Below are 14,226 nucleotides of genomic sequence, written 5' to 3' on the forward strand. Positions count from 1 at the left end.
TGTATGCTCGGCAGACCTCCGTTGCACCAGATGCGCCGATGAGTGACTGGTTGAACAAGCACATCCCGATCTGGATCGACGCCCTGTCGCACCCCGGGCTCTGGTGGCAGGCGCTGGCGGTCGTGGCCGCGATGGTGCTGGCCTGGGCGGTGGACCGGCGCTATGACGCCTGGTTGCGTGGCTACCTGAAGACCGGGGACCACACGCGCGCCGGGCTGGTCGCTCTGGCAGCCAGCCGGCGCCTGGCGTTCCCGGCCGCGCTCTCGCTCGTGCTGGTGGTCGAGTGGGGGGTGTTCAAGCAGCTGGAGCTGCGCCACGCCTTGCTGTGGGTTGCGCTCAGCCTGTCGTTTGCGCTGCTTCTGGTGCGGCTGGCGGTGTACCTGCTGTCGGGCGCGCTGAAGCCGGGCTCGCTGCTGTCCGCCTCGGAGAATTTCATCGTCGCGGTGGTCTGGGTCGGCGTCGCGCTGCACCTGATCAACTGGCTTCCCAATGTGCTGGCAGCGTTGGACTCGGCGGCAATAACGGTCGGAACCACGCGCGTGTCGGCTTTGCTGGTGCTGCGCGCGGTGGCGGTCGCGGCGCTGGTGATGGTAATGAGCCTGTGGATCTCGCGCCTGCTGGAACGCAAGGTGCGCGATTCACAGCACCTGTCGCCCAGTGCGCAGGTGGGCATCAACAAGGTGATCAAGCTGCTGCTGTTGATCTTCGGCACCGTGGTCGCGTTGCAGGTGCTGGGGGTCAACCTGGCGGCACTGGCCGTTATCGGCGGCACGCTCGGCTTGGGCATCGGGCTCGGCCTGCAGCGCATCGTCAGCAACTTCATCTCCGGCTTCATCCTGCTGGTGGACGGCTCGATCAAGCCCGGCAACGTGATCACGGTGGAGGACCAGTCGGGCACCCGCTACGGCTGGGTCCATGAATTGCGCTCGCGCTACATCGTCATCCGCGACCGCGACGGCGTGGACACGCTGATGCCCAACGAGAACCTGATCATCAACCCGGTAATCAACTGGAGCTATGGCGGCGAGAGCATCCGGCTGAAACTGCCGATCCAGATCAGCTATGCCGATGATCCGGAACTGGCGATGAAACTGCTGGAGGAGTCGGCCAACGGGCAGGATCGCGTTCTCACCGACCCTGCGCCGGTGGCGCGCCTGCTGGGTTTCGGCGAAAACGGCATCGACCTCGATCTGCGCGTCTGGGTCACATCGCCGGAGCTGGGGATCAACAACGTCCGCTCCGACATCAACCTGGCGATCTGGCGGGCGTTCAAGGCGCACGGCATTACCCGGCCGCTGCCGCAACGCGAGCTGCGCATGCTGGAGGACGGCGCCGACTAGACGGGTGTCCGCGTTGCCCGACGCGCCAGGGTTACCATCGGCTACCCCTTTACTCGAAGCGACGGCGCCATGGCAGAGCTATCCGACTTCCCGATCACGACGCGCTGGCCGGCGCGCCATCCCGAGCGGATCCAGCTCTATTCCATGCCGACGCCCAACGGGGTCAAGGCCTCGATCATGCTGGAAGAGACCGGGCTGGACTACGAGGTCCACCTGGTCGACATCACCACCGGCCAGAGCCACACGCCCGAATTCCTATCGCTCAATCCCAACGGCAAGATCCCCGCAATCATCGACCCTGACGGTCCAGGCGGCAAACCACTTGGCCTGTTCGAGTCCGGCGCCATCCTGATGTACCTGGCGCAGAAGAGCGGTTGCTTTCTCCCTGCCGATGCCGCGCTGCGTTGGCAGACGATCCAGTGGGTGTTTTTCCAGGTCGGGTCGATCGGCCCGATGTTCGGCCAGCTCGGCTACTTCAAGAAATTCGCCGGCAAGGACATCGAGGATCCACGTCCATTGCAGCGCTACGTTGCCGAATCCAGGCGCCTGTTGGGCGTGCTGGATACCCAGCTGGAGGGTCGGACGTGGCTGGTGGGTGACGAGTACACGATCGCCGATATCGCCAGTCTGGGATGGGTCAACAGCCTGGTCGATTTCTATGGCGCCGGAGAGCTCACGGGGTATGCCGACTTCACTCACGTGCAGGACTGGCTTCAACGTGGTCTGGCGCGTAACGCCGTGCAGCGCGGACTTCAGATCCCGCCGGCCCCATAGCGTCATCGCACAACGACACGAAGGGTTCCGGGCGCGTGAAATCGCTGGAGCGTGGTGCTTGGGAGATTGGTCAGGCACTCTGCTGCGGCGCGCTATCCAAATTCCGGTCAAGGAGCGATCACAGGTGAGACGAATACTGAAATGGGCGGCGTGGATACTGCTCGCCGTTGTGGCAATTACCGTTGTGCTCTGGCTGGTATCGCGCTACCGCGGCCCGTCCGCGACGCAAACCGCGGCGCTGGCATTGATGCAGGACCGCGCGCCGTTGCCGCCGGGCGAAAATGCCTTTCCGGCGATCTGGCTTCTCGACTACGACGTGCCGCGCGAGCAGCTTCAAGCGGTTGCGGAAGCCGACGTTGCGCAATCAAGCGTGACGATGACGCCGGCGGGCGATGGGCTCGTTGTCGAATCCCAACGCGCGGCGTTGACCGGTTTTGAACAGCAGCGACCGTCGCGCGAAGACGCGCAACTGTTCTGCAACGGCGGCGACATCGATTGCCTGGCCAGGGTTCGTGCGGACCTGGGCGCCTACGAGGGTCTGATTGCGAGGCATCGCGGCTTGCTGGACCGCGTTGCGGCCCTGCAGGACTACGGGTATTACCGCAGCCCGCCATCCGCCCAGTCGCATGCGATGCTGCCGCCGCTGCAGCCGGCAGGCTACGAGCTCACTCGGGTCGCGTGGCAATTCGCCAACGGGGATGTGGATGGGGCGCTCGCTGGCGCTTGCAACGGAGTGCAGACCTGGCGACGCCTGGGTGCGAACTCGGACGCGCTGCTCATGCGCAGTGTTGCCGATGGCTACACCGATCGGTACATCCGGTTGCTGGCAGGTATGCTGAAAGAGGTCGGCCCGACCCACGAGCTGCCGACATCGTGCGCGACGGCATTCGCCGCACCGACGGTCGCGGACGCGTCTTTGTGCGAGGCGATGCGCGGCGAATTCGTCGTTTCCACCCACCACATCCGCCAGTTGGTAACTGACCCGGAAACAATCACAGGCAAGATCCCGGCTCCCTCGCCCAAGACGCTGGTGTGGGATCCGGACAAGTCGCTGGGGATTCTTGCAGAAGGCCACTCATGGGCGTGCTCGGAATCGACGGCCAGCAACCTGGTCAACGACGTCCGCGTGGATCATGGACAAAACCGCCAAAGTCTCTGGCGTCTCGAGTGCGTCGCCAACCCGAGCGGCTGCATCCTCGCCGATATCGCATTTCCGGCCTACTACAACTACCAGTGGAAGGCGCAGGACCACGCTGCGCGAATGGAGTTGATGGGCGCACTGCTGTGGCTGCGCACCAATGCCACGGCGGATGAGCCGCTTGAGCCCCAGCTGATGGCCTACTGGCAGCAGCACCGACGCGGCAACCGCGAACTCCGTCTTGCAGACGATGGGCGGACGGTTGCGCTGCAGCTGTACGCGGACGGCCCGGAGAAATGGTGGTCGCTGCCGCTCTTTCCCGCCGCCGAGTGAGCAGGGCGGAATCGGGAACCACGCATCAAAAAACGGCGGGCCGCCAGGCCCGCCGTTTTTGGTACATCGCCAGCGCGAGCGTCAGGAAATCGCGTGCTCACGCGCATCCAGCAACTCGAACTCCGACTCCGCCTTGTAACCTGCCGAGCGCAATTCCTCGGTATCGAAGTCATCGACGCTGATGGTCTCGATGGTCATCTCGCGCAGCGCCTGCAACTGACCGCGTTCGTCGGCGGTGATCCAGCCCTCGCGCACACCCTCGTCCAACTGTTCCGGGAAGGTCAGCGCTTCGATGTCGCTGTTCTTCATTGCCTTGAGGAACTTGCGCTCCACCGGTTCGGCCAGCACCACCGCGGCCAGGAAGCTGTTGATGCGGCCGGCGGGATTGTGCGCGGTCGGGCTCAGGTAGATGCCTTCGCCCATGCGGTCGCGCGCTTCGTTGGGCACCATCAACAGGGAGGCGGCGCGACGGCTGAGACGGTCGCCGGGCGGGGTCGCACGGCGTCCCAGAGGGAAGATCAGGGCCCACAGCAACCAGCCGACCGGGCGCACCGGGAAGTTGCGCAGCGCGTCCGACAGCGCCAGCTCGATCTTGTGCACGGCGTTGAGGATCGACCACGCCAGCAACGGCTGGTCCGCCTCTGGACGGGCCTGGTCCTCGTAGCGCTTGAGCAACGCACTGGCGATGTAGAGCTGGCTGAGCACGTCGCCCAGTCGTCCCGACAGCGACTCCTTGAACTTCAGCTTGCCGCCCAGGAGCAACATCGACGTGTCTGCGCATAGTGCCAGCGCCGCCGAATAGCGGTTGAGCTTGCGGTAGTAGCGGCGCGTGTACGCATCCCCCGGCGCCTTGCCGACGCTGGCGCCGGTGAGGCCGAACCACAGCGATCGCACGGCGTTGGAGATCGCGAAACCGATGTGTCCGAACAGGTTGCGGTCGAACTCGCGGACCTGCTCCGGACCCTCGGGCATCATCGCCGCCTTCATTTCCTTGAGCACCCACGGGTGGCACAGGATCGCGCCCTGGCCGAAGATCATCAGCGAGCGCGTCATGATGTTGGCGCCTTCGACGGTGATCGCGATCGGGGCTGCCTGCCATGAGCGGCCGAGGTAGTTCTTCGGCCCCAGGATGATGCCCTTGCCGCCGTGGATGTCCATGGCGTCCTGGGCGACCTGACGCCCCATCTCGGTGCAGTGGTACTTGGCGATGGTTGATGGCACGGCGGGGTTTTCACCACGCGCCACAGCCGCAGCGGTGGATTCCGACAGCGCGCTTATGGTGTAGGCGTTGCCGGCGATCCGCGCCAGCGCTTCCTGCACGCCCTCGAATCGCCCGATCGACAGACCGAACTGCTTGCGGATGCGCGCGTAGGCACCGGTTGCGATCGCGCCCATCTTCGCGCCACCGCTGGCGGTGGAGGGCAGGGTGATCGAGCGCCCGATCGACAGCACTTCGACCAGCATCTGCCAGCCCTTGCCGGCCTGCGCTTCGCCACCAATCAGCTGGCTCAGGGGAATGAAAACCTCGCGTCCATCCAAGGGGCCATTCTGGAACGGGCTGTTGAGCGGGAAATGGCGGCGGCCGATATTGATTCCGTCGGTGTCGCGCGGCAGCAGCGCCAGGCTGATGCCGATATCGCGCGTGTCGCCCAGGATGCCGTCCGGGTCATACATGCGGAAGGCCATGCCGATCAGCGTCGCGACCGGCGCCAGGGTGATGTAGCGCTTGTCGAAGGTCAGCTTGACGCCGACCACGTTGGCGCCGTTCCACTCGCCCATGCAGACGATGCCGAAGTCCGGGATGGAGGTCGCATCCGAACCCGCCCACGGACCGGTCAGGGCAAAACACGGAACCTCCCGGCCGTCCGCGAGGCGCGGCAGGTAGTGGTCCTTCTGCTCCTCGGTGCCGTAATGCATGATCAGCTCGGCCGGTCCCAGCGAGTTGGGCACGCCCACCGTCGAGCTCACCACCGAGGAGATCGAGGCCAGCTTCTGGATGACCTTGTGGTTGGCCAGCGCGGAGAATCCGAGCCCACCGTATTCCTTGGGCACGATCATCCCGAAGAAGCGGTTCTTCTTGATGAACTCCCACAGCTCCGGCGGCAGGTCGGCGCGGACGTGGGTGATGTCCCAGTCGTTGGTCATCGCGCACAAGTCTTCACACGGCCCGTCCAGGAACGCCTGCTCCTCGGCGGTCAGCGTGGGCGCCGGCTGGTCAAGGAGTACCGCCCAGTTCGGTCGACCCGAGAAAAGCTCACCCTCGAAACCGACCGTGCCGGCTTCCAGCGCCACGCGCTCGGTATCGCTCAGCGGCGGCAGGATCTTGGTGTAGAAGCCCAGCAGCGGCTTGGTGATGTACGGCAAACGGATCGCTGGCACCAGCAGCGGCACCGCAATCAGGGCGGTGATCAGCGCGACGATGGTCACGGCAACGGCGTTGGCGCCCAGCAGCGCGCATGCCACGAGGGCAGCGGCCGTCAACGCGACCCAGACCGGCAGTCTCAACCGGTGGTAGGCGGCGATGCCGGCAAGCAGCAGAAAAGCGATGAAGGGAAGGGCGATACTCATGATGACGCTCCAGCAGCGGTGCGACGGTGGGACTCAGGTTGGTTTGGACGCTGTGGGCGCTCCTGTGCAGGATGCGACCCAACAACATACGCTCGAGTATGGTGTTTGTCCCGCACGGCTGTCAACTGTGACGCACCAGAATAGTGGGCCTTCGCATACGGCTCCCGTCGCTGGCGTACGGTTGCTACACTCGCCCCCCTATGGCCACGTCCCCAGCAGCTTCCGCATCCAAGCCGGCCCGCGCCCGTGCCGCGCGCCTCAGTGCGACCGGCTGGGCTGAGGCTGCACTCGACCTCATCGCGGAGCAGGGGGTGTCGGCGGTGGCGGTGGAGCCGCTTGCCCGCCGCCTCGGTGTCACCAAGGGCAGCTTCTACTGGCATTTCCCGTCGCGCGACGCGTTGCTGGTCGCTGCGCTGGAGTTGTGGGAACGCATGGAGGAAGAGACCGTCTTCGGCCAGTTGGAGGCGGTTGCCGATCCGCGTGAGCGCCTGCGTGCGCTGTTCTCGATGGTTGCGCGCGAGTACAAGACGCACATCATCTACTCCGAGCTGCTCAAGGCGCTGGATCACCCGGCGGTGCAACCCGTCATCGGCCGTGTCTCCGAGCGCCGCCTGGACTACCTCACCGCTTCATTCCGCCAGGCCGGACTCGGCCGGGACGACGCCCGCAACCGCGCCCGCCTGGCCTATTCCGCGTACGTCGGTTTTCTGCAGTTGAACCTGCAGCTGAAACAGACGCGAATGCAACACGACGAGTTCGACAACTACGTCGAACACATGATGACGACGCTGATACCACCGACGGCTTGAAACCGGCTCGTCGGGAATGAGCGGACCTGCGTGAACCACATCCAGATCACGCCTCGCTGGAGGCGAACCACCAGTTGGAGACACTGCCCGTGAACGCATCTTTCATTGACATGTCCGCGCACGCGGGAAGCTCACTCCACTCACTCAACGAGTGGGTGGCGCAGGTTGCAGCGCTTACCCGGCCCGAAGCGGTGCAATGGTGCGACGGCAGCGATGCGGAGAATGATGCATTGACCGCCGCCATGCAGGCCGACGGCACGCTCATCAAGCTCAACGAGAAAACCCATCCCGGCAGTTGGCTGCACCGCTCCGATCCGCAGGACGTGGCGCGGGTGGAGCACCTGACATTTGTGTGTACCACTGACCGCGATGACGCCGGGCCGAACAACCACTGGATGTCGCCGGCCGATGCGCACGCGAAGATCGACGCGCTTTTCGACGGTTGCATGCGCGGCCGCACGATGTATGTCATTCCCTACTGCATGGGTCCGATCGACTCGCCGCTGTCGCGCTGCGGGGTCGAGATCACCGACAGCCCGTACGTCGTGGCCAACATGCGCATCATGACCCGGATGGGTGCACCGGCCCTGGCGCGGATCGAGCGCGAACGGCATTTCGTCAAGGGCCTGCACTCCACCGGCGAGCTGGATCCGGATCGGCGCTTCATCATGCACTTCCCCGAAGAGCTGGCGATCAAGTCCTACGGCTCGGGCTACGGCGGCAACGCCTTGCTGGGCAAGAAGTGCCACGCGCTGCGCATCGCCAGCCATCAGGCGCGCACGGAAGGCTGGCTTGCCGAACACATGCTGATCCTGGGCCTGGAGAATCCGCAGGGCGAAACCCACTACATCGCGGCCGCTTTTCCGTCCGCCTGCGGCAAGACCAACCTGGCGATGCTGATTCCGCCGGAGGGCTATCTCAAGGACGGCTGGAAGGTGACCACCGTGGGCGATGACATCTGCTGGATGCGCCCCGGCAGCGACGACCGCCTGTACGCGATCAACCCGGAAGCGGGCTTCTTTGGCGTCGCGCCGGGGACTTCGAAAAAATCCAACCCCAATGCGTTGGCGTCGATCCAGTCCAACACCATTTTCACCAACGTCGGCCTCACCGCCGACAACCAGCCGTGGTGGGAAGGCCTGGACGAAGGCGAACCGGTCACGGACTGGCGAGGCGAGCCGTACGACGCGACCAAGCGTCCGGCAGCGCATCCCAACTCTCGGTTCACCGTGTCCGCGCGCCAGTGCCCCAGCTATTCGCCGGAGAGTGAGAACCCGGTCGGGGTGCCGATTTCCGCGATCGTGTTCGGCGGACGACGGCCCTCGCTGGTGCCGCTGGTATTCGAAGCCCGCGACTGGACGCACGGCGTGCTGATCGGCGCGGCGATGGGCTCGGAAACGACGGCCGCAGCCACCGGCGCGGTAGGCGTCATGCGCCGCGATCCGATGGCGATGAAGCCCTTTTGCGGCTACAACTTCGCCGATTATTTCAGCCACTGGCTGGACTTTGACAACGGCAACAACAAGCTGCCGAAGATTTTCCACGTCAACTGGTTCCGCCGGGGTGCCGGAGGCGACTTCCTGTGGCCGGGCTTTGGCGAGAACCTGCGGGTGCTCGAGTGGATGATCGGCCGGGTGAAAGGAACCGCGGGCGCTGTGGAGACACCGATTGGCAACCTCCCGACCGCGTCCGACCTGAATCTGGAAGGCGTTGAGCTGAGTGGGGAGGCGATGGAGAAGCTGTTCGGCTTTGAGCGAACCGGCTGGCAGCAGGAGTTCGCCAGCATCGGCGAATACCTCGAAGAGTACGGCCCGCGGATGCCGCAGGCGCTGAGGGATGAGCAGCAGCGCATCGCGACCCTGCTGCAGGATTAGTGCAGACCGGCCGACCGGGCTCGGCAGGACGACGAAACCCCGGCATCGTCGGGGTTTTTACTGCTGCTGCAATACGCCATCAATACGCCATGTAAACGGCCCCGTTTCCGGGGCCGTCTGTTTACACACCAATGACCGATGTTTTGATCAGAAGCGCTGCACGTACTCCATGTAGAGGTACTGGGAGTCCGGGATGTCGTACTGCGGATCGAACGAATTGGCGAACGCCTGGAACGTCGTCGGCGCACGCTTCTTGAACACGTTGTTCACGCCCAGTTTGACGGTGCCGTCCCACGGCAGCTCGTAGCGCGCCTGCACATCGTGGTAGGTGGTTGCACCCAGCTTGTTGCGCGCCGCCAATCCATCGGCATCACGACGGGTATCGTCCGAGCAGAGACCGTCGCCCGGGAACGGGCAGTCCTCGACCAGGCTGGAGTAATAGCGGCTGATCCAGGTAACACCCAGATTGCCGTTGGTCCAATCCAGGGTCGCGTTGCCGCGCAGACGCCACTGGGGGTCGCGGTCAAAGTAACGACCGACCGCGCTTTCCACTTCCGAGTCCGAAGTGAACTGCGACTCCCACTGCGACATATACGACGCGCTCAATCCAGCGGTGAATCGTCCGTAAGCCGTTTCCGCCATACGGTAGTGCAGGTCCAGATCGTAGCCTTCTGCGTTGATCACGCTGAGGTTCTGCGGTCCCAACAACATGTAGTCGATCTGGAAATCGTTGGGACGGCGCGAGAACAGTGCGCAATACGCCTGGTCGCCCTGGGCGTAGCACTGGTCCAGGATGTAGGAAACCGACGGTGTGGCGAGGGCGTCCTTGATCTCGACACTCCACCAGTCCAGTTTGACCTCCAGGCCTTCCGCGTAGGACGGGCTGTAGACCAGGCCCAGGGTCTTCGAGGTGGACGTCTCCGGGCCGGCGTTGGGATTGCCGCCAAACGAGAACGGGAAGATCGTCTGACCGAAGTAGGCGTCCCCCGAGTTGGTCCGCTGGATGAAGTTCGCAGGCACCCCGTCCGCAAGGCAGTTGGCGGCAATGGTTGCGGTCCGGCCGCCGTAATCCGCCGAGCAGATGTCACCAAAGCTTTCATAGCTGTCCGCAAGTCCACGGAACAGGGTCTGGATGGGCGGTGCGCGGAAGCCCTCGGCCCAGCTTCCACGGACCAGGAGGTCGGCAAACGGTTTCCACTTGAAGCCGAACTTGCTGTTGGTCGTGTCACCGAAGTTGCTGTAGTCCGAGTAGCGCGAGGCCAGGCTGATTTCCAGCAGCTGTGCGCCAGGAACGTCGGCAAGGACCGGGATCAGGATTTCGCCGAAGATCTCGTTCAGATCGTAGGAACCGGCGGTAGCCTTGCGGCCGTTGCCCGAGGTGTAGCCGGCGGCAACGAAAGCGTCCGGGCGGTCAAAGCCGCTTTCCTTGCGCGACTCGATGCCGAGGGCGAAGCCCATCATCCCGGCGGGCAGTTCGAAGATATCGCCGGCGAGGTTTGCGGTGAAGCTCTCGCTGCGGTTCTGGAACGTGTCCTGCGCTGTGAACAGGATGTAGTCGAGCATCTCCTGGGTCACACCACCCGCTGGCGACAGCGGGTTGAACGGAACGCAGTCTCCGATCACGTTGCCCGGCGTTCCGCACTTGACTACGCCATCGCTGTCGAGGAACGACGGGCCGACGCCAGCGCGGACGTTGAGCATGTTGGCATCGCCGATCTGCGTGTCGTTCTGGTCAGACTTGTTGTACGCGTAGCCGATATCCCAGTTGAAGTACCGATCGGCAAAATTGAAGTTGCCTTCGAATCCGGCGTACGCGTGGAACGTCTTCACGTTCTGCTGGTAGACGCGAGCCTGCTCGGTAAGCCGGTGACTCCAGTTGACCTCGCGCCCATCCCCACCGTAGAGGGGATTATAGGGGTTGAAGTAGCTGTCGCCGCTCATGCCGGCATCGTTGCCGAACACTTCATCGCCGCCGTTGAGCGGGTAACCGGCGAGTTGCTGCTCCGAGCGCCGCTCGTTGTACAGCGCATCGCCGCGGAACGCGATCCTGTCGGTGAGATCGTAACGCCCCTTCAGGTACATCGCCGTACGGGTCTGCGGCGTAAGGAGGTAGTTGTCCTTGGCGTAGTTGTACGCGTACGCGCGGCTCCACGGAACGGTCTGGTCGATCCCGTAGCGCTGCTGGCCGTTGGGTCCGATGCCAACGGCATTGGGGGGGATGATGCTGAAGGTGCCGTCATAGTCACCGGTGGGACCGGCGTTCCAGATTTTGCCGTTGGACGAGTAACCGCTGAACATCGCCGAACCCAGACCGAAGACCGGGACGGCGGATTGTTCACGATCACCGGCCATTACGGCGCCTTCTTCGACGCGCGACAGGCTCATAACGATGTTGCCGCGCTCGCCGTTCGCGCCCAAGGTTGCTTCGATGGTCTTGCGGTCACCGTCGCCCTGGCTGTATTGGCCAATGTGGGTGCGGAATTCGGCGCCTTCGAAGTTGTCGCGGGTGATGATGTTGATAACGCCTGCAATGGCGTCGGAACCGTAAACCGAGGACGCGCCGTCTTTGAGTACTTCGATGCGCTCGACCACGGCGGACGGAATGGTGTTCAGATCAACGGTTCCGTCCAGCCCTGAAACCCACCGACGACCGTCGACCAGCACCAGGGTGCGCTGAGCGCCCAGGTTGCGCAGCGAAATGGTGGAAGAACCGTCACCGCCGTTGTTGAAGGTACGGTTGATCGATGGGCCTGCCGCGGAGATGCGGTTGAGCACTTCGGCCACAGACGTGACGCCCTGCTTCTCGATCGCTGCACGGTCGAGGACCAGCACGGGCTGGGAAGTTTCGGCGTCAACGGAACGGATGCGCGAGCCGGTGACTTCAATTCGATCAAGGGTGGTGGGGCTGGTGTCGGGGGGCGCGTCCTGTGCGAAAGCGGCGCCAGTAGCGGCCAGCGTCGTAGCACCTGCCACGAGCGCCAACGTGATTGCGTCGCGGAGTTGGGTGGTCTTGTAGGTCATGTGTGCCTCTCTCTCCAAGTGGGTCTTGGTAGCTGCCAAGGTCCCCGACCGAAAGCGCCAAGTGAACGGGCTCGTTCGGCAAGGTGAGTCGATCCTATAGTGGAATTGGAAAGAATTAAAGTCTTGTTAAGAAATCTACTGGCCTTTCCCGGAGTTTTGTCGGCAAGAATCGCGGTCGACATCCCAACGCAGAGGCGCGACGACATCCTCGACGCCCGAATCGGCACGCGCCATGCTGTGCGGGCGCGGCGTCAAAGCGACGCCCACGGACGAGTCCGCCGGGACGAGAGTGCGTCGTCAGCGAGACGGTTAAAAATGCTCGGGTAAGTAGCGGTTGCGGCCGGTTGAACACCGACGACCCGCGCTATCAGGGGAAGTTCGCGTCAGACCGGCTGATCGGCCTGCAGATTGCGCCTTAGAGGTCTTGCTCGTAGCGGACGTAGGGAACGGTGCCCTCGTCGGCGTCCGCGTTTGCCGCGAACGGATTGCTGCCACGGGTGATCTTCTCGGCGCCGACCGTCAGGCTGCCACTCCATGGGGTGCGCCAGGTCAGACCGATTCCGAGCCCTTCCCATCCGCCGGGCTGCGTGGGTGTATCCACGACGCGGCCTATGATGTTCGCGTCGAAGTCGCCGTACCCCGCACCCACGGTGAGGGTGCGGCTGCTCCAGCGGTCGGCGAGTGCTGCCGGGGCATCTCCGGCCGGAATCAGGCGTGCCCGCGCCCAGGTGCCACCAATGGACACGGTGGCTTCGCTGCCGATGTTCTGCTTGCCGTACACGGTCAGCGTGTTCTGGTTGACCTGGCTGCTGGGATTGCCCGGCGTCAGCCAGGCGGGCAGGGTGTCGCGGCTTTTGCCTACCGATACGCCGAAGCGCGTAGAGCGGTTGCCGATGCTGGTGCCGGCCGTCAGGCGTTCGTGGCGCTCATCGTCCATCGCGGCCAGCAGGCAGTGATTGGCGAGATTGCCTATTGTGCCGGCCAGGCCGCTGCTGCGGTCGCAGACCAGCCCGAGGGTGTTGCCACTCTCGAGTCCGAATGCGGCGTCCAGGGTTGTACTGCCAACACGCCAGCGCGCACCCGTGGAAGATGTTCCGGTTGGCTCCAGCAAAAGCAGGGCTTCCAGCTTGCCGCTGGTGTTGTTCCAGACCGGCAGGACGGTGGTGTCAGCGCGTTTGGCCTTCTTCGGCGACTGCGCATGCGCGCCCGCCGCCACGCCGAAGGCGAGGAGCAGGGTCAGCGACAGTTGGAAGAGGCGGCTATTCATGACACAGATTCGACCTGGCTGGGCAGGCTGAGTTCCCCCGTACTGGATCATCGATACTACGGTGTTTATGTTTCTTTAACAATCAAGATGGCGTGAAATCGTGGTCATTGCAACCGGTCCGGCGGAGCGACCTGCTGGGCATGGATATCGAGCAGATCCTGAATCCGGTCCCGGGTGAACCGGTAGTCCGCACCACAGAACTCACAACGTATCTGCGCCTCCCCATCATCCGCAGCCGCCATTGCCTCATCGCTCCCCAGCGATACCAGCATCGACTCTACCCGTTCAACCGAGCAGGAGCACGCGAACGACAAGGGCCGGTCGCCCATCATCTGGACACCATCCTCGTGGAACAGCCGGTTCAACAGTTCTTCGACCGGCACTCCCAGCAGTTCGTTACGGCCCAGCGTGTCAAAAAGGGCACCGGCACGGGTCCAGCCGTCCTGGTCACCTTCATCACCCGGGAGCTTCTGCAGCATCAGTCCTGCCACACGCTCGTCGTTGCCGGCCAGCAGCAGGCGCGTCGGCAGTTGTTCTGACTGGCGGAAGTGCCCTTCGAACGCATCGCCCAAAGAGTCGGCATCCAGCGCCACCATGCCCTGGTAACGGACGGGATCGCGCCCGCCCACAGAGGGGTTCTCGATCGTGATCGCCAGGACGGCGTCCTCGCCAAGATCACGCAGGTTGCCGGTGATGCCGCTGGCGTCGGGCGAATCGCCGCCCTCGTGTTCTGGATCCAGCCGGACGATGCCGCGCAGGGTTCCCGCCGATGTGCACTCCACGAACAAGGTCCGCAGCAGGCCGCTGCTGCGCAGTTGGACCGACAGCCGGCCGTCGATCTTGATGTGACCGGTGAACAACGCGGCAGCGGCGGTCGCTTCACCCAGCAATTCGACCGCGCCCGGTGCGTGTGCGGCGACATCAGCCATCAGCTTGCGGATGTGCTGCCATGTCTCCTGCAGGTCCACATGCGCGCCTCGCACCCCGGCGCGGTCGATCATGAAACGGGTAAGCCGGTCGCTGGCTGCGCCGGGCGTCAGATTTGGGGTATCGGTTGCTTGGGACATGGAATGCTCGCGTGACCGGGCACGTGGTCGATAAT

9 protein-coding genes are annotated in these 14,226 nt (G+C 64.1%); 5 read left to right on the forward strand and 4 right to left on the reverse strand.

The features are described from left to right. Positions 1 to 38: 38 nt before the first annotated feature. The 3 genes from INQ43_RS03810 to INQ43_RS03820 all read left to right on the forward strand — a co-directional run bounded on the left by INQ43_RS03810 (position 39) and on the right by INQ43_RS03820 (position 3,585). On the forward strand, positions 39 to 1,340 hold the full coding sequence (locus INQ43_RS03810; protein ID WP_194037154.1) for a mechanosensitive ion channel domain-containing protein: 1,302 nt from the start codon (positions 39 to 41) through the stop codon (positions 1,338 to 1,340). A gap of 69 nt (positions 1,341 to 1,409) precedes the next feature. Continuing rightward, positions 1,410 to 2,114, forward strand: a complete 705-nt coding sequence (locus INQ43_RS03815) for a glutathione S-transferase N-terminal domain-containing protein (protein WP_194037155.1) — start codon at positions 1,410 to 1,412, stop codon at positions 2,112 to 2,114. Next, positions 2,059 to 3,585, forward strand: a complete 1,527-nt coding sequence (locus tag INQ43_RS03820; protein ID WP_194037156.1) for a hypothetical protein — start codon at positions 2,059 to 2,061, stop codon at positions 3,583 to 3,585. The genes INQ43_RS03815 and INQ43_RS03820 overlap by 56 nt, the downstream gene beginning before the upstream one ends. 81 nt (positions 3,586 to 3,666) lie before the next feature. Here the strand turns inward: INQ43_RS03820 and INQ43_RS03825 are convergent, their stop codons facing one another. Next, the gene (locus tag INQ43_RS03825) at positions 3,667 to 6,153 is read right to left on the reverse strand and encodes an acyl-CoA dehydrogenase (protein WP_194037157.1); all 2,487 of its coding nucleotides are present in this window, start codon (positions 6,151 to 6,153) and stop codon (positions 3,667 to 3,669) included. 200 nt (positions 6,154 to 6,353) lie between these two features. On the opposite strand from INQ43_RS03825, the gene INQ43_RS03830 reads away from it, so the two are divergent. Beyond that, entirely contained in the window at positions 6,354 to 6,962 is a 609-nt protein-coding gene (locus INQ43_RS03830) for a TetR/AcrR family transcriptional regulator (protein ID WP_194037158.1), read from the forward strand. 110 nt (positions 6,963 to 7,072) lie between these two features. Continuing rightward, on the forward strand, positions 7,073 to 8,836 hold the full coding sequence (locus tag INQ43_RS03835) for a phosphoenolpyruvate carboxykinase (GTP) (protein WP_194037554.1): 1,764 nt from the start codon (positions 7,073 to 7,075) through the stop codon (positions 8,834 to 8,836). A gap of 147 nt (positions 8,837 to 8,983) precedes the next feature. Here the strand turns inward: INQ43_RS03835 and INQ43_RS03840 are convergent, their stop codons facing one another. The 3 genes from INQ43_RS03840 to INQ43_RS03850 all read right to left on the reverse strand — a co-directional run bounded on the left by INQ43_RS03840 (position 8,984) and on the right by INQ43_RS03850 (position 14,191). After that, positions 8,984 to 11,857, reverse strand: coding sequence for a TonB-dependent receptor (locus tag INQ43_RS03840; protein ID WP_194035177.1), 2,874 nt, complete (start codon positions 11,855 to 11,857; stop codon positions 8,984 to 8,986). 415 nt (positions 11,858 to 12,272) lie between these two features. After that, complete coding sequence (locus tag INQ43_RS03845) at positions 12,273 to 13,124, reverse strand: hypothetical protein (protein WP_194035178.1); 852 nt, start codon at positions 13,122 to 13,124, stop codon at positions 12,273 to 12,275. Between the two features lie 104 nt (positions 13,125 to 13,228). After that, complete coding sequence (locus INQ43_RS03850) at positions 13,229 to 14,191, reverse strand: Hsp33 family molecular chaperone HslO (RefSeq protein ID WP_194037159.1); 963 nt, start codon at positions 14,189 to 14,191, stop codon at positions 13,229 to 13,231. Positions 14,192 to 14,226: the final 35 nt, after the last annotated feature.

Origin of the sequence: Lysobacter sp. H23M47 (assembly GCF_015209765.1) — a bacterium.
Taxonomy (GTDB): Bacteria; Pseudomonadota; Gammaproteobacteria; order Xanthomonadales; family Xanthomonadaceae; genus Novilysobacter; species Novilysobacter avium.